This window comes from Tundrisphaera macrotermitis (assembly GCF_051175315.1).
In the GTDB taxonomy this organism is placed as follows: domain Bacteria; phylum Planctomycetota; class Planctomycetia; order Isosphaerales; family Isosphaeraceae; genus Tundrisphaera.
Map to the genome: position 1 here is coordinate 6,611,219 of NZ_CP195100.1, position 17,510 is coordinate 6,628,728.

General features: G+C 72.1%; 17 protein-coding genes. 4 read left to right on the forward strand and 13 right to left on the reverse strand.

Annotation, left to right across the window (positions count from 1 at the left end; all coding sequences use genetic code 11):
• Window positions 1-124: 124 nt before the first annotated feature.
• Complete coding sequence (locus TA3x_RS26680; RefSeq protein WP_435017716.1) at window positions 125-910, forward strand: hypothetical protein; 786 nt, start codon at window positions 125-127, stop codon at window positions 908-910.
• A 24-nt stretch (window positions 911-934) separates the two neighbouring features.
• On the opposite strand, the gene TA3x_RS26685 is transcribed toward TA3x_RS26680, so the two are convergent.
• The 8 genes from TA3x_RS26685 to TA3x_RS26720 all read right to left on the reverse strand — a co-directional run bounded on the left by TA3x_RS26685 (window position 935) and on the right by TA3x_RS26720 (window position 8,229).
• Window positions 935-1,537, reverse strand: coding sequence for a glycine cleavage system protein R (locus tag TA3x_RS26685; protein WP_435017717.1), 603 nt, complete (start codon window positions 1,535-1,537; stop codon window positions 935-937).
• Window positions 1,538-1,595: 58 nt separating this feature from the next.
• A complete protein-coding gene (locus TA3x_RS26690) occupies window positions 1,596-2,891 on the reverse strand; it encodes a glycosyltransferase 87 family protein (protein ID WP_435017718.1) in 1,296 nt (431 codons plus the stop codon).
• A 126-nt stretch (window positions 2,892-3,017) separates the two neighbouring features.
• Entirely contained in the window at window positions 3,018-3,413 is a 396-nt protein-coding gene (locus TA3x_RS26695) for a DUF423 domain-containing protein (protein WP_435017719.1), read from the reverse strand.
• Window positions 3,414-3,441: 28 nt separating this feature from the next.
• On the reverse strand, window positions 3,442-4,821 hold the full coding sequence (locus tag TA3x_RS26700; protein ID WP_435017720.1) for a bifunctional folylpolyglutamate synthase/dihydrofolate synthase: 1,380 nt from the start codon (window positions 4,819-4,821) through the stop codon (window positions 3,442-3,444).
• A gap of 15 nt (window positions 4,822-4,836) precedes the next feature.
• On the reverse strand, window positions 4,837-5,217 hold the full coding sequence (locus TA3x_RS26705; RefSeq protein ID WP_435017721.1) for a response regulator: 381 nt from the start codon (window positions 5,215-5,217) through the stop codon (window positions 4,837-4,839).
• A gap of 157 nt (window positions 5,218-5,374) precedes the next feature.
• Window positions 5,375-5,605: a DUF2171 domain-containing protein gene (locus TA3x_RS26710; protein WP_435017722.1), complete on the reverse strand. Its 231-nt coding sequence runs from the start codon at window positions 5,603-5,605 to the stop codon at window positions 5,375-5,377.
• Between the two features lie 91 nt (window positions 5,606-5,696).
• Window positions 5,697-6,776, reverse strand: a complete 1,080-nt coding sequence (locus tag TA3x_RS26715) for a fatty acid desaturase family protein (RefSeq protein ID WP_435017723.1) — start codon at window positions 6,774-6,776, stop codon at window positions 5,697-5,699.
• A 91-nt stretch (window positions 6,777-6,867) separates the two neighbouring features.
• A complete protein-coding gene (locus TA3x_RS26720) occupies window positions 6,868-8,229 on the reverse strand; it encodes a cytochrome P450 (protein ID WP_435017724.1) in 1,362 nt (453 codons plus the stop codon).
• Window positions 8,230-8,385: 156 nt separating this feature from the next.
• Between TA3x_RS26720 and TA3x_RS26725 the strand changes: the two genes are divergently transcribed.
• The 3 genes from TA3x_RS26725 to TA3x_RS26735 are packed head-to-tail and all read left to right on the forward strand — an operon-like array spanning window position 8,386 to window position 10,759.
• Window positions 8,386-9,339 (forward strand): TIGR04222 domain-containing membrane protein, encoded by a 954-nt coding sequence (locus TA3x_RS26725; protein WP_435017725.1) that lies wholly within the window; start codon window positions 8,386-8,388, stop codon window positions 9,337-9,339.
• Window positions 9,336-10,187, forward strand: a complete 852-nt coding sequence (locus tag TA3x_RS26730) for a DUF692 domain-containing protein (protein ID WP_435017726.1) — start codon at window positions 9,336-9,338, stop codon at window positions 10,185-10,187. Before TA3x_RS26725 ends, TA3x_RS26730 begins: the two co-directional genes overlap by 4 nt.
• Window positions 10,178-10,759 carry a hypothetical protein gene (locus TA3x_RS26735; RefSeq protein ID WP_435017727.1) on the forward strand — a complete coding sequence of 194 codons (582 nt, stop codon included), beginning with the start codon at window positions 10,178-10,180 and terminating at the stop codon, window positions 10,757-10,759. Before TA3x_RS26730 ends, TA3x_RS26735 begins: the two co-directional genes overlap by 10 nt.
• On the opposite strand, the gene TA3x_RS26740 is transcribed toward TA3x_RS26735, so the two are convergent.
• The 5 genes from TA3x_RS26740 to TA3x_RS26760 all read right to left on the reverse strand — a co-directional run bounded on the left by TA3x_RS26740 (window position 10,661) and on the right by TA3x_RS26760 (window position 17,506).
• On the reverse strand, window positions 10,661-14,194 hold the full coding sequence (locus tag TA3x_RS26740) for a hypothetical protein (RefSeq protein WP_435017728.1): 3,534 nt from the start codon (window positions 14,192-14,194) through the stop codon (window positions 10,661-10,663). The two genes, TA3x_RS26735 and TA3x_RS26740, sit on opposite strands and share 99 nt — an antisense overlap.
• A gap of 111 nt (window positions 14,195-14,305) precedes the next feature.
• Window positions 14,306-14,863 (reverse strand): hypothetical protein, encoded by a 558-nt coding sequence (locus tag TA3x_RS26745; RefSeq protein WP_435017729.1) that lies wholly within the window; start codon window positions 14,861-14,863, stop codon window positions 14,306-14,308.
• A 64-nt stretch (window positions 14,864-14,927) separates the two neighbouring features.
• The gene (locus TA3x_RS26750) at window positions 14,928-16,070 is read right to left on the reverse strand and encodes a GTPase (RefSeq protein WP_435017730.1); all 1,143 of its coding nucleotides are present in this window, start codon (window positions 16,068-16,070) and stop codon (window positions 14,928-14,930) included.
• A complete protein-coding gene (locus TA3x_RS26755; RefSeq protein WP_435017731.1) occupies window positions 16,067-16,378 on the reverse strand; it encodes a hypothetical protein in 312 nt (103 codons plus the stop codon). Before TA3x_RS26755 ends, TA3x_RS26750 begins: the two co-directional genes overlap by 4 nt.
• A gap of 105 nt (window positions 16,379-16,483) precedes the next feature.
• Complete coding sequence (locus tag TA3x_RS26760) at window positions 16,484-17,506, reverse strand: aldo/keto reductase (RefSeq protein WP_435017732.1); 1,023 nt, start codon at window positions 17,504-17,506, stop codon at window positions 16,484-16,486.
• Window positions 17,507-17,510: the final 4 nt, after the last annotated feature.

Below are 17,510 nucleotides of genomic sequence, written 5' to 3' on the forward strand. Positions count from 1 at the left end.
TCGCCATTGATCGGGCCGGGGGCCGGGCACCCATCAGGATTTCCGGGCCCGGGGGCCGTTGCACTCGGGACGCTCCTTGATATGATGGTCGGACGGTCCGGACCGCCCCCTGGGAGAGTCGAACTTGCGCAGGATGCACCCCGACCGTGGCATGAGGCACGGGCTGTCCTTCTTCGTCGCCGCGCTGGCGATGGGCGCGGTGGCCCGGGGCGGCGGGCCTCCCCCGGCGATGCCCGACCTGCTCGCGTCGCAGGTCACGGTGGAGGTCCGCGACGACCGGACGCAGTCGCGATTCCGGGGGACGGTGCTCGACCGCGACGGCGACCTGCTGACGGTGGTGACCGCCGCGCATTGCCTGTCGGCCGCCCAGGTCGGTTGCCCCGCGCGGGTCACGGTCGCCGGCACGGCGATCCGGGGCGTGGTCGCCTCGGTGGTCTGGAATCCGGCCTATCGCCCCAAGATCACCGGCCACCTGCACGGGCCGGACAGCGCCGTGGCCCGGTTCCGAGTCGACTCCGCCGACCCCCGATCGGCGGCGGCGTTGGGGACGATCCGCCCGGCGAGGGGGCCGATCGAGTACCCGTTCCCCGACCCCGGCGGCCGGACGATCGTGGTCCGGGCCATCGACGGCGACGGGATCGAGCACGCCATCCGGGCCGGCAACCACATGAACCCCCGCTGGCTGGAATGGGGGCCCGGCTACTTCCCCAAGCCCGGGGATTCGGGCGGGGGCGTCTTCTGGCTGAGGCAGGGCCCGGACGGCCAACCCGAGCCGGTCCTGATCGGGGCCATCGTCGGCCACGACGCCCGGGGGGGCGGCGCCGCGCTGGTCTCGCTCGACCAGCGATGGCTCGCCGAGGCCCTGGCGGACAAGGACCGGCCCCCGGAGCCGGCCATCCCCCGGGATTGATCCCGGCCGCCGGGGGCCATCGGCTCAGTGCGGGACGACGGGCACCTGCTCGGGGGTCCGGGCGGCGGGCCCGACGCGGACCGGGGTCGGCTCGCTGGTGGCGGTGAAGATGTTCTCGTGCTGGACGAACGCCTCCAGGCCGAGGTCGCGGCCGAACCGCTCCAGTTCTCCTCGAACCACGGCCGGCGACAGGTCGGGCGGGAGGAACGCCTCCATGATCATCGAGAACCGCCGCCCATCCACCCGGGCGTGGAGGTCGACGATGTTGACCCCCAGCCGGGCCAGGCTCCCGGAGATCCCGCAGATGTTGCCCGGGTGGTCGGCGCCCAGGACGGTCAGGATGAACCGCTCGCCGTCGGGCACCGGCGGCCCTTCCTCGGCCTCGGCCTTGGGCATCACCGCCACGGTCAGGTCGAACTGCTTCCCCTTCTCCACCAGGAGCGTCCGGAGATCGTCGGGGTCCTCCGGCCCGGGGAACTCGGCCGCCAGGATGATGGTGAAGTAGTCCCGCATGACCGTCTGGCTCAGTTCGAGGATGTTCCCCTTGCGGTCGCGGATCACCTCCGTGACCGCCTGGACGATCCCCACTCGATCCGCCGCCGTCACCGTCACGATGTAGGTCTGCATGCCGCGATCCAACCCCCTCGACCCGGGCGGCGGCCCCGAACCATCCGGGGCCCCGACCTCATCGAGCATATCCCACCCGGCCCGCCCCGACGAGCCTGGCCCCGACGGGACGATTCGCGGGGGCCGCCCGGCCCGCCCTCCGGCACAGGCTCGCCCCCGCCGCATACAGGCCGGACAGCTTGATCGCCAGCAGCACCGGGCCGCCGATCGGCAGGGCGAACGGCTGCCAGTAAAGGAGCAGGAGCCCCATCGCGGCGTGGATCGCCCACCCGTCGCGTCGGTCCCACAACGCCAGCGCCGCCAGCGTCAGGGGGACGAGGTTGTAGTCGAGAGAATAGGGCATGGCGAACGTCGCGGCGGCCACCAGCCAGAGCAGGAACGGCAACGTCAGCGGCCCGGGGCCCGCCGCTCGGGCGAACCGTCGCCCGACCACCACGACCGCCGGGGCCAGCAGGATCAGGGCTGCGACCGCACCGGGCAACTTCCTCAGCACCTTCGACCGGTGGACCACGCCGATCGCCGGCCAGCTTTCCACGATCGAGTGCTTGGTCGGGTGGACGAACCGGACCTTGTCGGCCATCACGACGGCCGTCGCCCGGCCGTTGCGGACCGACCGGGCGAACCCGTCCCGGTCGACCACGCCGATCGCCGCGACCACCACGACGAACGCCGCGACCGCCCGCCACCGGCCCAGGGCCAGGGGCGCGACCACGGCGATCCCCGGATAGTACTTCAGCCAGGCGGTCGCCCCCAGGATCGCCCCGGCGGCGACCTCCGCCCAGTTCCCGCGCCGGCCCAGCAGCCAGGCCGAGGCGATCAGGATCGGGATCACCATCGGGTCGGACTGCCCCCGCTCCATCGCGAACAGGGCGGGGGTGCCGAACAGGACGGCGGCCACGACCAGCGGGGCGGGGATCTCGGCCGACCCCAGGCGACGGCGGGCCCGCCAGGCGGCGACGCCGCCCACAACGTAGCACCCGGCCAGGGCCGCCTGCCAGATCGCCGCCGCCGTGTCCTTCGGGAACCACGCGACCCAGGCGAACACCCGCGCGATCATCGGCGGGTAGGGATACAGGGCGCAGACCCAGTCGTCGGCCCGGCGGTACGGGTCGACGCCCGCCGCCTGGAGCCGGGCGACGTGGTCGATGTGGACCTTGAAGTCCCCCGCCAGGAACGTCAGCGGCGGCACCCAGGTCGACCCGCCCAGGGTCATCGCGTCGCGCCGGAGGTTCCCGGCCCACCAGGCCGCCCAGGCGACGATCAGACAGAGGCCCAGGACCGTACCCAGGGTCCTGACCCGGGAGGGCAACTCCCCGGTCAGGCCGTCCGGCCGATCGACGCGAAACGCGGGCATGATCGGTTGGCCTCGAAGAAAAGGCGGGGTCGAGGTCGGCGTGGTCCCCCGACGGTCATCCGCCCTATCTTCGACAATCCCCCCGTTTCACTTCGGCCCTTCCGCGCGATTTCGCCCGGGACGGGTTCAGAGATTCGGATTCGTCCCCCTGGACGGGCCGGCGGCCAGGGCCAGGGCGATCCAGCCGACGATCATCAGGACCCCGCCGATCGGCGTGATCGCCCCGAGCCAGCGGATGCCGGACAGGGCCAGCGCGTAGAGCGTCCCGGAGAAGATCAGGGTCCCCAGCAGGAACGACCACCCCGCGACGGAGGCGGAGGCCCCGCCCCGGCCCGAGCCGATCAGCAGGCCGACGCCGACCAGGGCCAGGGCATGGAACATCTGGTAGGTCGCCCCGGTCTTGAAGATGTCGACCATCCGGGCCTCGATCCGCCCTTCCAGCGAGTGGGCGCCGAAGGCCCCCGCCGCGACCGCCAGGGCGCCGAGGATCGCCCCGGCCCGGACCCAGATCATCCCATGCATCGCGGCGACTCCATCGAGATCGAAGACATCACGCCGAGGCCGACGGTGCGGCCAGGCCGAGGATCAGGGCGCGCGACTCGGCGGCCAGGAACAGGGAGCCGGTCACCAGGATCAGGCCGTCGGCCGGGGTCAGGCTTCGGGCCAGTTCCAGGGCCTCGGCCGGGCCGGGGGCAATGTGGGTCGCCGGGCCGTCCTGGGCGGCGACCGCCCGCGCGACCTCCTCGGGCGGGACGGCCCGGGGATTCTCGGCGTATTTGGTCGCCACCACGACGTCGGCCAGGGGCAGGAGGGCTTTGAGCTGGCCGTCCAGATCCTTCTCGCGGGTCGTCCCGAAGACCAGGGTGCGGTAGGTCGGCGGGAAGCAGACCCGCAGGGTCTCGGCCAACGCCTCGGCCGAGGCGACGTTGTGGGCGCCGTCGATGACCACCCAGGGGCGATCGGACACGACCTCGACGCGGGCCGGCCAGGTCATCCCGGAGAAGCCCCGGGCCACGGCGTCGGGGCCGGCCTCGATCCCCTGCTCCGCCAGGGCGTCGAGGCTGGCCAGGGCCACGGCGGCGTTGTGGGCCTGGTGCGGCCCCAGCAACGGCAGGTCGATCGGGCCCCACTTCCGGGCCCAGGTCCGGACCAGGACCCGGCCGGGGGACGGGCCGGACAGGGGCGGCAGCGGGGGGACGTAGGTGTAGCTGAAATCGGCCCCGATCTCGCGCAACGGGGCCCGACGCTCGGCGGCGACCCGGCGGATCACGGCGCGGGCCTCGGAGCCTTCCACGCCGCTGACCGCCGGCCGGCCCCGCTTGATGATGCCCGCCTTCTCCCCGGCGATCGCCCCCAGGGTCGAGCCGAGCTGGCGGGTGTGGTCGAACGAGATCGTGGTCAGGACCGACAGCGCCGGGCGGACCACGTTGGTCGAGTCGAGCCGGCCACCCATGCCGACCTCCAGGACCACCACGTCCGCCCCCTTGCGGGCGAAGTGGAGCAGGCCCATCGCGGCGGTGACCTCGAAGAATGTCGAGCCCCGGAGCCGGTAATGGCGGTCGCCGCCGGCATCCAGCCCGTCCACGGCCGGTCGGACGGCGTCCACCAGCTCGACCAGCTCGGCGGGCGTCGCCTCGACGCCGTCGACCCGGAACCGTTCTTCGAGCCGGTGGAGGTGGGGCGAGCAGAACAGGCCGACCTTGAGGCCCGAGGCCGTCAGCGCCGCGGCGATCATCGCCGAGGTCGAGCCCTTCCCCTTGGTCCCCGCGACGTGGACGATTTTCATCCCGAGGTGCGGGTCGCCCAGCTTGCGGAGCAGCCGGCGCATCCGCCCGAGCCGGAGTTCGGCGGTCCCCCGGGGCATCCCCAGCCGCTCATAGTTGAGCCGGCCGAACAGGTAATCGAGGCTAGCCTGGTAATCGTCGGGCACGAGGAGGCGGCTCGCTCAGGACAGGGGCCCGGGTTCCAGCAACTGGCCGATCCGGTCGCGGAACTCGACGAGCGGCATGCCCTTGACCAGATATTCGGTCACGCCCATCTCGAAGCATTCCAGGCGGGTGTCGGCGTCGCTCATGTTGGACAGCATCACGACCTTCATCGACGCCGAGGCCGGCTCGTGGCGGAGCCGTTCGAGCACCTCGAACCCGTTCATCTCGGGCATCCAGACGTCCAGGATCAGCATCTCGGGGCGATGCTCCAGGACCAGGGCCACGGCGTCCTCGCCGCGTGAAGCTTCCCAGACGGTGTGGCCCAGGGCGCGGAGCAGGGGGACGTAGACGGCGCGGAGGTCGTCCTCGTCGTCGGCCAGAACGATCGTGTTCGGCACGAGTTCGCCCCCCGGGATCCGGGGGATCCCCAAGCCGGCCCGGTCGCCCTTCGCCACCCCCACACGATACCCGGCCCCCGCCCGTCTCGCCAGACGGTGCCCCGGAACGGCGACGCCCCCGGCCGGCCGGCTCGGGGGCGTCGGGGGGTGGGTCGGGTCACTCGGACTTCCAGACCTGCTTGACCTCGTCGCACGGCTTCGACAGGTGGACCTTGGTGTCGACCGACGCCACGAAGTCCAGGGGGAACAGGTGGTGCATCCCGTCGTCCGAGTCGTTCTTGGTCAGCTTGATCTGGTCGCCCAGGACGTGGTCGACGGTCCCGACGTGCATCCCCTTCGAACAGACGACTTCCATGTGCTCGGTGATCTTGTCGGCAACGGTGCTCATGGCGTTCTCTCCTGGTACTGGGGCCCGATCCGGTTCGGGATCGACTCGGGGCGGTTGGGCCTTCCAGGAGCAATGGCCGTGCCGCTCCCGGTCAATCGACCGGGGTCGCCACCTCGGACGGCCGGGCGTGGGGCCCGCGATGGATGGACCGCGACGGCGGGGTGGCCAGCAACTCCAGCAGCGACGGCCCGGGGGTTCCGCGCTCCCGGAAGAAGAACCCCCGGCAGACCACGACCTGCTCGCGATACGGCCGGTGGCGCGACAGGACCTCGTGGGCCTCGGCGATCCGGTAGTGCGGCACCATCGCGAACAGGTGATGGGTCAGGTGGAACGCCTGGCCATACGGGAAGATCGCCGCGTTCAGGAGCGGGTGGACCCGGAAGACCCGCGAGTTGGTCAGGTCGCCGTCATCCGGGGCGTTGCTGTGGTGGGCGATCTCCCGCAACTGCATCAGCAGCGGGTAGACGGTCAGCAAGGGCACGACCCAGAACAGCCAGAAGATCGGCCATGACCCGGTGGCGTGGACCACCGTCAGCAAGGACAGGAAGTACGCCCCGCGCATCGAGCGGGCGACCCGCATCCGGTAGACCTGGCGGGTCGGCTTCACCGCGTCGCCGGCATCCAGGTTCGCCGCCTTGGCCCGCCCGATCAGGTACCGCAGGATCGACGGCGGCCAGAGGGCCCGGAGGACATAGCGCCGCCAGAAGTCCCGCTTCGAGATCGGGAAGTGGTGCGGCTCGGGATGGTTGAGCCGGATCAGGTCCGGGTCGCGTTCCGGGTCGTTGACGAACCGATGATGCCCCAGGTGCGCCGCCCGATACTTCTGGGTCATCGCCACCAGGGGGAACAGCAGCAGGAGGTCCGACGCCAGCTCGTTGGCCAGCCGGTTGCGGAACAGGGTCCCGTGGCTGGCGTCGTGGGCCAGGCCCGAGAGCCGATGCTGGAACACCGCGACCAACGCCACGCCCGCCGCCATCGGGACGAAGCCCGCCGTCCCGACCCGCCCGGCACTCCAGGCATGATAGGCCCAGATGCACCCGGCCAGCACCAGGGCCAGGCCCAGGTACTCGCGCGCGATGTAGCCGATGTTCGTCCGATTATCGGTACGCATCAGGCCCACCACGGCGCGGTGGGCGGCCTCGGCGGTGAGGTCGGGGGATTCGTGGGTCATCCGTGAACCATCGAGAGGGGGAAACGGGGTCGTCTATTTACCTATCGTCCCGCCGGGGGATCGGCGTCCGGGAATTCTCGAACCGACGGCCTCATCGCCGGGCCTCCAGGATCACGTCCAGGCCCGATTCGGGTCGGAGGGTCATGGTCGGCACCGGGACGACGCGCGCGCCGGGGGCCAGGATCGGTCGAAATTTGCGGGCGATCGCGGCCAGCAGGAGCACCGCCTCCATCATCGCGAAGCCGTTGCCGATGCAGATCCTCGGGCCACCGCCGAACGGGAAGAAGGCGTAGCGGGGGATCCGTTTGGCCAGCCCGTCGGCCCAGCGATCGGGGCGGAAGGCGAGCGGGTCGTCCCAGAACCGGGGGTCGCGGTGGATGACCCACTGGCTCATGTAGATCGTCGTGCCGGGGGCGACCGGATGGCCGCCGACCCCGGTCGGCTCGATCGCCTCGCGGCCCAGGAGCCAGACGGTCGGGTAGAGCCGGAGCGTCTCGTTGACCACGTGCTCGGTGTAGGCGAGGCGGGGCAGGTCGTCGAAGGTCGGCGGGCGGTCGTCGAGCACTGCGTCGAGTTCGGCGTGGAGCTTCGCCTCGGCGTCGGGGTTCAGGGACAGGAGGTACCAGATCCAGGCCAGGGTGTTGGCCGTGGTCTCGTGGCCGGCCGCGAACAGGGTCATCGCCTCGTCGCGGAGCTGCCTGTCGGTCATCCCGGTGCCGTCGCCGTCGTCCTGCGCGGCCAGCAGCATCGAGAGGAGGTCGCCCCGGTCCTCGCCCGAGGCCCGGCGGCGCGCGATCATCCCGGCCAGCAGGCCCTCCAGATGCCGGCGCGCCCGGGCGAGCCGGACGTTGGCCGGGGTCGGCACCCAGTCGGGCAGGCGGACGAACCGCATGACCCGGGCGGTGAAGTCGCGCATCACCTCATCCATCGCCTCGCCGGCCGCGGCCGATTCCGCCGACACGTCGGACCCGAACAGGCAGGCGGCGACGATCTCCAGGGTCAGCCGGGTCATGTCGGCCTGGATGTCGCGGCGCTGGCCGTCGGCCCAGGTCGCGAGCATCCGCTCGGCGTGGTCGACCATCACCCCGGCGTGGGCCGCGACCTTCTCGCGATGGAAGGCCGGCTGCGACAGCCGACGCTGCCTCCTCCAGAAGTCCCCCTCGCTGGTCAGCAGCCCCTCGCCCAGCATCGGCTTGGCCATCCGCAGCGCGAAGTGCTTGATGAACGAGCGGTTGCGCGTGACCAGCACCTCCTCGACCAGGTCCGGGTGGTTGACCACCAGCACCTTCCGCCGGAGGAACCGCATGGCGAAGAGATCGCCATGCGTCCGGGCATTCTCGGTCAGGAATTCCAGCCGGTCCCGCGCGAAGTCGCGGACGTGCCCGGTGAGCCAGTGGCCCCTGGGGCCGGGGATCGGATCGGTCGGCGGCGCGGTCGGTGAGAGGGTAGCCATGCTTGCATCGTACCGCCGGAAAAGGCTTTCGGTCCATTCCGATTGTGGAATGTCCCACACATTCCCATTAATATCAAAAGACCGGCGACGAATGGACTCGCGCGGCGGATGCACCTTCTTCGATCGATCGGACCCGGGCCTCGCGCCGGAGGAATCGTGAAAGACTGGTGGCTCCACAACCCGATCGCCGACCTGCCCGGCCCCACGTTCCTGGCGGTGTATGCCCTGGCCATCGCCTTCCTGCTGGCCGAGGCGACGTGGCGTCGCTGGCGCCGCGACGACTCGATGCGCCTCGGGCCGCCCCGCATCCCCCTGAAGCCCGACCCCCTGGCGATCGCCTATCTCCGGGGCGGCGAGAACGAGGTCGCCCGCCTGCTGGTCTTCGACCTGTTCCGCCGGGGCCTGCTGAAGACCGACAAGTCGGCGATCGTGGCGAATGCCCCCTATGCCGGCAAGTGCTCGCACGACAAGATGATGGCGGCGATGGACGAGGAGGCGATCGACTACTTCCAGAAGGAACGGTCGCCGGACGCCCTGTTCGGGCACGGGGGCCTGGCGAAGAAGCTCGATGCCCATTGCGAGCCGATCCGCGAAGCCCTCCGCGCCGAGGAGCTGATCCCGACCGCCGAGGCCGTCGCCCGGTCGTGGAACCACTGGTACGCCGCCGCCGGCCTGGTCGTGCTGCTGGGCGGCTACAAGACGTCGGTCGCCCTGGCGAAGGGGCATCACAACATCGTCATCCTGGTGGTCATGGGGATCGCCGCGGTCATCCTGCTGGGGATGATCTACAACCCGCCGCGACGGACCCGCCGGGGCGCGGCCTATCTGGATCGGCTCCGCGAGGCGTTCGTGTCCATCAAGTCCCAGGTCGTCCCCGCCCCGGCCTCGGCGGCCGCCGATCCGATGGTCCTCATGACCCCCGCCCTGTTCGGCCTCACGGCCATGGCCGGCGGTCCCTACGACGAATTCTCGACCCTGTTCCGGACGTCGGCCGCGACCGGCGGCAGTTGCGGGGCCAATTGCGGTAGCGGGGGCGGTGGAGGCGGCGGTGGTTGTGGAGGCGGCGGTGGTTGTGGCGGGTGCGGGGGATGCGGCGGGTGCGGCGGATGAGCCCCGCCGACGCGCTGGCCGGACTGCCGACGATGGGCGTGGGGATCGGCTTCCGCGAGCCGTTCCGCGCCGACCTGTTCCTGGCGAGGGACCGGGTCGACTTCCTGGAGATCACCGCCGACCACTACTTCGACCCGATGCCCGAGAAGCGCCGAGAACTCGACCTGCTGGCCGACCACTTCACGCTGATCCCCCACGGGCTCGACCTGTCGCTGGGCGGGGCCGAGGGGCTCGACCCGGCCTACCTCGGGCGATTCGCCGACCTGGTCCGGAGGCTCGACCCGCCCTGGTGGAGCGAGCACGTCGCGTTCACCCGCGCCGGCGGGGTCGCCATCGGCCACCTGGCGCCGGTCCCCCTGGATCATGAGGCGCTGGCGGTCCTGGAGGCCAACATCGCCGAGGCCCGCGCCGCGATCCCCGCCCCGCTGATCGTCGAGAACATCACCACCCCGTTCGTCCTGCCCGGGGCCGAGATGGACGAGGCCGCCTTCCTGACCGAGCTGACCGACCGGACCGGGTGCGGGCTCCTTCTCGACGTGGCCAACCTCCAGGCCAACGCCGCCAACCACGGGTTCGACCCGATCGCCTTCCTGGACCGGCTGCCGCTGGACCGGGTGGTGCAGCTCCACTTCGCCGGGGGGCATCTCGGCGGCGGAGGGCGGGTGATCGACAGCCACTCCGGGCCCACCCCGCCCGAGGTCTGGGACCTGCTGGAGGCCGTGGTCGCCCGGGCCCCGGTCCGGGGGATCATCCTGGAGCGCGACGAGGCGTTGCCTCCGTTCGGGGAGTTGCTGGACGAACTCGACCGCGCCCGCGCGATCGGGAGGGCCCACGGCCGATGGGCCTAGCCGAGCGCCAGAGGCTGCTGGCCCGCCTGGCCACCGACGCCGGCCTGCGCGACCGATTCGCCGACGACCCGGCGGCGGCGACGGCCGAACTGGGCCTGTCCCCGGACGACGCCGGCTGGCTGGCCGCCCTGTCCTCCGGGCCGCTGGCCCTGTTCGCCGGGTCCTTGATCGCCAAGAGGCGGGGCGAGGTCGCGAAGCTCCTGCCCGGGACCGCCCGCGCCCTGGGCCCGGCCCGATTCTCCGAGCGGTTCCGCCGCCATGCCTCCGACCGGCCGATCCCCGGCGGTCCCCGCAAGCACCGCGACGACGCCCTCGGCTTCGCCGCGACGATCGGACGCGACGCGGGCGATCCGCCTTGGGTCGCGGACCTGGCCCGCCTGGAGGCCGGGGCGCTCCGGGCCCACGACCCGGCCCGACGCCTCGCCGCCGTCGGCCTGGGCCATCACCCCGCCGACCTCGCCCTCGCCCTCGATTCAGGCGTGCTGCCGGGTCGTCGGCCGACCCTGATCCTCTGGGTCCGGCCCCGGCGCGGGGGCCGTTTGCGCCGTCTCGTCGTGGCTCGCCCCTGGTGAGGCCGACCCGTCGGCCAGCGGCGACACACCGTCGACGAGCGCCGTGAGGCTCGGGCTGTCGGGCAGCAGGGCGAACCCTTCGACGAACTCGGCCGGGTGGTCGATCCCCTCGCGGTCGCGTTCCCAGACCTCGACCCACCGCTTCCACGCCACGGCCACGTCGGAGAACAGCAGGCGGCGGGCATCGATCGGGGGCGGGACGATCGACTCGGGCTCACCCGTGGGGGTGACCGGCACCAGGGGCGCCCGGGCCTCGACGGGCCGGAGCAGGTAGATGACGTCGGCCGCGGATTGCGGGTCCGGCCAGACCACCAGCCCGGTCTCCCGGAACTCGTAGGCCGGCTTCTCCGACCCGAGCGCCGCCTCGATCGGCTCGCGGACCAGGTCGACCCCGGACATCTTGTACAGGCCGGCCAGGGCGGTGGTCACGGCGCGGCGTTCGGGCTCGGAGAGGTCGGACGCCCAGCCGGGCTCGGCCACCCCGGCCACGACCCACCCGCCGTACTCTTCGAAGGCGAGCCACAGGCTCGGCCCCGGGCGGTCCGAGCATCGGATCTCGACCAGCAGCCGCTTGACGCTGGAGACCACCTTGCCGGGCTCCAGCCGCGCGCCGGACATCGACCGGCTGAGCAGCAGCAGCGTGAGGAAGTCGCGCGACACGAAGTGGCCGACCGCCTCCTCGACGCCGTGGAGCTGCGCCAGGTGCTTGCGGACCCCCAGGCCCTTGCCGGTCCGCCGGGCCTTGCGCTCGGCCCGCCGGAGCTTCGCGTACAGCTTGGGCACGGTACCCGAGTGGAACCCCGGCTTGAGCAGCCGGGCCAGGGTCTCGCCGTGGTGTCCCACCGTCACCGGCCGGAGCGTCTTGGGCCGATTGGCCTCGTAGAGCCGCCAGTTCTCCTTCAGCTCCCAGACCAGGAAGCCGAACACGCCGGGCAGCAGCAGGAGGATCGTGGCCGCCGTGGCGGCGCCGGCGTCGCGGCCCAGCAGGGCGACCATCACGACCAGCAGGCTCTTGCTCTGGGTCAGGAGGATCTTGTGCGAGACGGTGACCACCGGGAAGTGCTTGATCGGGTTGATCTGCGGCTCGATCAGGATCGTCACGCAGAACCGGACCACATAGGTCGCCAGGAACCAGAAGACCCCGAGGAACCCCTTGGCCACGATCGACCCGTTCCCCTCGCCGCTGCGGAACCGGAGCCACTCGTCGACCGCGTAGAGCAGGCGCTCCAGCGCCTCCATGATCCGGTCGAAGAACTCCAGGACCAGGCGGAACAGCCCGGGGATCAGGCCGGCGACGATCGCCGACCAGGCCCGGCCGATCGCGTCCATGAAGATCTCTTCCAGGTTCCGCCCGGCCCTCGTCGTCAGCAGCATGCAGGTGGTCAGGAAGATCAGGGCCGAGGCCGGCAGCGCCTGGCGGGCGCTCACCCCCTCCGGCCGCGTCGACCAGGCGGCATAGGCCAGCCCCAGCGGCAGCAGGAACGCCCGCACCGCGAACGCCAGCGCCCGGCTGCCCAGCAGCAGCCGCACCCAGGTCTGCCGCAGCACCCAGCTCGGCACCCCGACGATCAGGCCCCGCGACAGGTCGTAGCCCACCCCCAGCGACCGGAAGAACCAGGCCCGGAACCGCCGCGACGCGATCAGGAACAGGGCGACCGTCCCGACGGCGGCGTACGACTCGCGCGTCAGGACGTGGACCTCGTGCCCGCTCAGGGCGTGGGTCACCGGCCCGACGACGTGCTGCAGCCCTTCCAGCACCACGAACGTCCCGGCCCAGGGCAGGACCAGGTAGCGGGTCAGCACCCGCCCCACCTTGGTGCCGAAGGCCAGGGCGCTGAGCCTCTGGAGGGCGCGGAGGTAGGCCTCGCCCCGGCGATACACCCCGTCCAGGGCGATCGCCAGCCGGCCGTCGGCGCGGATGAGGCGGTCGCCGGTCAGGAACTCGACCGGCCCGGACAGGTCGGGCAGCTTGCGGTTGTTCCGCGACAGGGCGTCGCGCAGGTCGCCCATCGCCAGGAACCCGCGCTCGACGATCTGGTCGAGCAGCTCCTCGGTCAGCTTCCGCAGGGCGACCCGCTCGGGGAGGTTGCGGGCGGCGAAACCGTTCTCGTCCAGGGTCCGGGCGATCTCCGGCCGGAAGCGGTCGCGGAGGTGGGCCTCGGCGCGGTGGACGGCCCCGGTCAGCAGCCGCGAGAGCCGCCGGCGATCCGCCTCGGACATCCGCGCCGCGGTCAGCCGGCCCGCCGCCTTGCGCAGGTGCTGGACGATTAGCACTTCCTGGTGGTTGGGCAGCAGCCGGCGGATCGGCCTCCGGCCGAAGGTCCGGGCCCACTCGATCACGTCGACCGCGTAGATTGCCCGCTCGTGGTCGACGCAGACCTTCTGGAGGTCGTAGAGCAGCCGCGCCTCGGGCGTCCATCCCCCCCGCCCGCAGTGGTCCAGCAGGGCCGACAGCGACTTCCGCCAGCCGCGGAGGTCGTCCTCGCCGAAGTCGATCGCCTTGCGGAGCCGATCGGCGAGCCGGTCCATCGCCCCCCGGGCCGCCGACCGCGCCTGGCCGGCCCGGCTGTGCCCGGCCAGCCGGGCCGCCATCATCCGCAGGATCGCGGCCCGGACCAGGTTCCCCTTCTCCGCGGCCCGGTCGGCCCGATCCATGAAGGACTGGTAGCGGGCCCCCGAGGGGGGCTCGTGGGTCGTGTCGATCTCCTCGGCCAGCCCCGGCTCCTCGGCCTGGGAGGAAGGGAGGACGTCTTCGGGCTCGGGGGCACCCGCCGGGCGGGTCGCCGCCAGCAGGGCGTCGGCGTCCAGGTCCTCGGCCAGCACCCGGTCCACCCCGGCCAGGTCGCGGATCGACGGGAAATAGCGCGGGACCAGGTGGGGGGCGAAGGCCCGCAGCTCCAGGTAGACCGCGACGAATTCGACGTAGACCCCGGCATCATCCCGGGGCGGCAGCAGCGTCTCGTCCTGGCGAAGCACCGTGCGGGCTTCCTCCAGGGTCGAGAAGCCCACCCGCCGGATCCGCTCGCGCAGACCCACCGCGTCGATCGTCCCGTCGGCGAACCGCGCCTCCAGGGCCAGGTGGACCCGGGCGTGGAACAGCCGCCGCCACATCGTGACCAGGACCTTGCCCAGGGGCCAGGAGGACAGCTCGTCGGCCTCGGGCGCCGAGATCAGCAGGACGGTCGCGGGCACCGGGTCGGACGGCCTGAGCCCCAGCTCGTCGCGGTCCACCACCTGCAACGCGCAGAAGCCGGGCAAGACGTACGAGCGCCGGTGGGGCACGTGGATCACCAGCGCGGGCAATCCCCGCTCGTGCTTGATGACCCGGCGCACGATCCGCGAGGCGACGACGAACGCCCTGGGGTCGACGTCGCGGACGATCCGCCCCAGCTCGGGCACCGTCAGGACCGGATCGCCATCGCCTTCGACCACCATCAGCCTCCCTTCCGCCGCCGTGACCCGGTCGCCGCCGCGCCTTCGATCGTACCGCCCCCCGGGGCCGCACGCCACATGCGCCGCCCCCGGCCGGGGGATTCGGATCGCCGCTCATTCCCCCGAGAAGAACGGCACCAGCCGGCGGAATCGCGAGGTGAGCGCGTCGACCAGCGCGGCCGGTTCCGGGAAGAGCCCGCCCGGGCCCTCGATGATCCGGTAGGCCATCGCCTCCTGGCCCAGGTTCACCCGGATCAGCCCGAACGGGATCGCCCGGGATCGGCGCCTGGCGGCCAGGGCCTTCTCCAGCGCCTCGTCATCCCCCGCGCCGATCGGCTCGGGGGTCAGCATCACCACGGTCAGGCCCAGGCTCCCCCATCCGTAGGCCCGACCGGGCGGGAATCGGCCGTCGGCCGCCTCGCAGGCCCGGCCGAGGAACGCCGCGAGGTCGCCGCCGGGCTTGCCCGCCACGCCGATGTCCACCGGCTGCCGGGCCACCGCCACCACCGACTGCGACCGGCCCAGCAGGGGAAGCCAGTGGAGCCGGACCGGCCTCCGGTAGTAGCGGAGCACGTCCAGGGGCGGGTCGCGGAACTCCTCCCCATCCTCGGGCAAGAACCCCAGCGGCGCCAGGACCGGGTCGATGTGGTCGAAGAACGACTCTTCCAGCACTGTCCCGCCCCCTGCCCCGGCGTTTTCGATGAGCGATCCCAGGAGGGATCATACCCGGCCCGCGTCATCCGACCCACCGGACCAGCGACCTCCGCACCCGATCCGGGTCGCCGCCATCGACCCGCGCGAGCAGGGCCGCCAGCCACCGGGCCTGCGACCGCAGGACCGCAACCCCCGCGCCGGGGGGCGGGGACTCGGGCACGAGCCGGCCGGCCATCGCAGCGACCAAGGCCTCGATCCCGTCGCCCCGCTCGGCCGAGATGGGCAGGGCCCCCGGGCCCTCGGCCTCCCAGGCGGCCGGCAGGTCGGACTTGTTGGCCGCGACCAACGCCCCGGGATGCCGGGCCAGGATCTCGCGATCGGCCGGGCCGATCGGCTCGGATCGGTCCAGGACCACGACCACCAGGTCGGCCGCCCCGTGGATCGACCGGGCCCGCGCCACCCCCTCGGCCTCGATCGCGTCGTCGGTCGCCCGCAGGCCCGCCGTGTCGATCAGTTCGACGGGCCAGCCGTCGAACGCGGCGCGGACGGACACCGCGTCGCGGGTCGTGCCGGGCGTCGGGTCGACGATCGCCCGATCGTAGCCGGCCAGGGCGTTGAGCAGCCGGCTCTTGCCCACGTTCGGCCGCCCCGCCAGGGCGATCCGCCATCCCCCGACCAGCCGCGTCCCCACCGGCGACCAACGCACGAGGCCCGCCAACCCCTGCCGCAACGCATCAGCCCCGGCATCGATCAGAGGGCGCAACGCCTCGTCGAACGCCCCATCCGCCTGGTCGAGCAGGATCTCGGCCGTCCGCACGGTCGCGGCCTTGCCCGCCTCGACCGCCGCCCGGCCCCGGAAGCGCGATCCGGCCTCGCGCCGGGCCAGCGCCAGCGGGGGCCGCACCCGGGCCCCGCCCGCCTCCAGGGCCTCCACGACCAGGGCGACGGCCGCCGAACCGCCATGGCACTGGACCTCGACCTCGTCCGGCCCGATCACGACCGCCACGACCTCATCGCCCGCCCCGGCGCCGACCCGGCCGACGCGGAGCCGCCCCTCGGCCGTCTCCGCCAGCCGCTTCCCCCGCGCCGGGCAGAACGCCCGATCGGCCAGGGCCAACGCCCCCTCGCCCCACACCCGGACCACGGCCACCGCGCCGCGACCGTTCGCCGTCAGCACGGCGACCGAGGGCGCGACGCCGGCCGCATCCGTCTCACCTCCGCTCATTTGGCCGCGACGGCCCCGAGCGGGACGATGTACAAGGGCTGCCCGTTGAACGTCCGCCCTTCGGGTTCGGGCACGGGTTGGACCCCGTCATTCGGCACAGGGATAGACCCGAAGTTCGGGACAGGGACATCAGGCCTGAAGAGCCCGATGTCGTACGCATAGTCCATGGCCGGCAAGACGGGGACGCCGGTTGCCGCGACCACCGCCGGCGGGGCGGGCGGCTCGACCCGCCGGGCGACGAGGGCGACGGCCGCCGTGGCGCAGGTCCCGCAAAGCAACCCGACGAAGAACGCTCGCTCGCGACCCATGGGGGGATCTCCCGATCAGGAACGTCGGCTCCCGGACACATCTCCCACTGTGACGTCCCGGCCCGGGATCGGCAACCTCGGGCCGGGATCTTCGCCAGGCCGGCGTCAGGCGTTCATGAAGCCGTGCTGCTTCTGGTGGACCGGGCCGTCGAAGTCCTGCGACGACTTGAACCGCTCGAACCGGCCATCGCCGGCGACCATCAGGTACTTGGCCTCCAGGGCGTGGCGTTCGTCGGGGCTCATCGGCGTGAACTCGCGGACGATCTTGAGGTTCTGGTCGAGCACCTTCTCGGAGTCGATGCCCGAGACCAGGGTCGAGATCGGCAGCGAGAAGACGTAGTTCAGGGCCTGCTCGACCGGCACTCCGGCCTTGGACACGATGCTGCCGGTGCCGCCCAGGCTCTTCATCCCGATGCAGCCGATGCCCCGCTTGTTCATCTCGGGGAGGACCTGCTTCTGGAAGCTCCGGTAATTGGCGTCCATCACGTTCAGGGGCATCTGCGAGGCGGCCCACTCGTAGGGCTTGCCGATCATCTTGAGGTGGATCGACGGGTCCTTATGCCCGGTGAACCCGAGGTAGCGGACCTTGCCTTCCTTGACCGCCTTGAGCGCGGTGTGGATCGCGCCGTCCTCGGCGAAGATCCAGTCGGGGTCATTGTCGTAGCACATCTCGTGGAACTGCCAGAGGTCGAGATGGTCGGTCTTCAGCCGGCGGAGGCTATCCTCCAGGTTCGACTGGGCGTCCTTGGCGGTCCGGCCGCAACACTTGGTCATCAGGAAGACCTTGTCGCGGAGCTTCCCCTCGGACAGGGCCTTGCCCATCCGTTCCTCGGACACGCCGTCGTTGTAGTCCCAGGCGTTGTCCATGAAGGTGATGCCCTCGGCCACCGCCCTCTGGATCAGCTTGAGGCTTTCCTTCTCCGACAGTTTCTTGGGGTCGGTGCTGCTGAACCCGCCCAGGCCCAGCAGGCTGACCATCTCGCCGGTGCGGCCCAGCGGGCGGAGCGGGATGCCCCCCTCGTTCTTGCGGTCGTCGGCCGCGGCGCCCGAGGCCAGGCCGACGGCGGCCACGCCGGCGACCCCGGCCTGGATGAATTCGCGGCGGTTGGGATTGGCGGGAGTCGTCATCGGA

What these genes read in the sequence shown, in the direction of transcription:
- TA3x_RS26685 (WP_435017717.1), bottom strand. Translation starts at nt 1,537, where the DNA reads ATGCAGACCTACATCGTGACGGTGACGGCGGCGGATCGAGTGGGGATC.
- TA3x_RS26690 (WP_435017718.1), bottom strand. Translation starts at nt 2,891, where the DNA reads ATGCCCGCGTTTCGCGTCGATCGGCCGGACGGCCTGACCGGGGAGTTG.
- TA3x_RS26695 (WP_435017719.1), bottom strand. Translation starts at nt 3,413, where the DNA reads ATGCATGGGATGATCTGGGTCCGGGCCGGGGCGATCCTCGGCGCCCTG.
- TA3x_RS26710 (WP_435017722.1), bottom strand. Translation starts at nt 5,605, where the DNA reads ATGAGCACCGTTGCCGACAAGATCACCGAGCACATGGAAGTCGTCTGT.
- TA3x_RS26715 (WP_435017723.1), bottom strand. Translation starts at nt 6,776, where the DNA reads ATGACCCACGAATCCCCCGACCTCACCGCCGAGGCCGCCCACCGCGCC.
- TA3x_RS26720 (WP_435017724.1), bottom strand. Translation starts at nt 8,229, where the DNA reads ATGGCTACCCTCTCACCGACCGCGCCGCCGACCGATCCGATCCCCGGC.
- TA3x_RS26730 (WP_435017726.1), top strand. Translation starts at nt 9,336, where the DNA reads ATGAGCCCCGCCGACGCGCTGGCCGGACTGCCGACGATGGGCGTGGGG.
- TA3x_RS26735 (WP_435017727.1), top strand. Translation starts at nt 10,178, where the DNA reads ATGGGCCTAGCCGAGCGCCAGAGGCTGCTGGCCCGCCTGGCCACCGAC.
- TA3x_RS26740 (WP_435017728.1), bottom strand. Translation starts at nt 14,194, where the DNA reads ATGGTGGTCGAAGGCGATGGCGATCCGGTCCTGACGGTGCCCGAGCTG.
- TA3x_RS26750 (WP_435017730.1), bottom strand. Translation starts at nt 16,070, where the DNA reads ATGAGCGGAGGTGAGACGGATGCGGCCGGCGTCGCGCCCTCGGTCGCC.
- TA3x_RS26755 (WP_435017731.1), bottom strand. Translation starts at nt 16,378, where the DNA reads ATGGGTCGCGAGCGAGCGTTCTTCGTCGGGTTGCTTTGCGGGACCTGC.
- TA3x_RS26760 (WP_435017732.1), bottom strand. Translation starts at nt 17,506, where the DNA reads ATGACGACTCCCGCCAATCCCAACCGCCGCGAATTCATCCAGGCCGGG.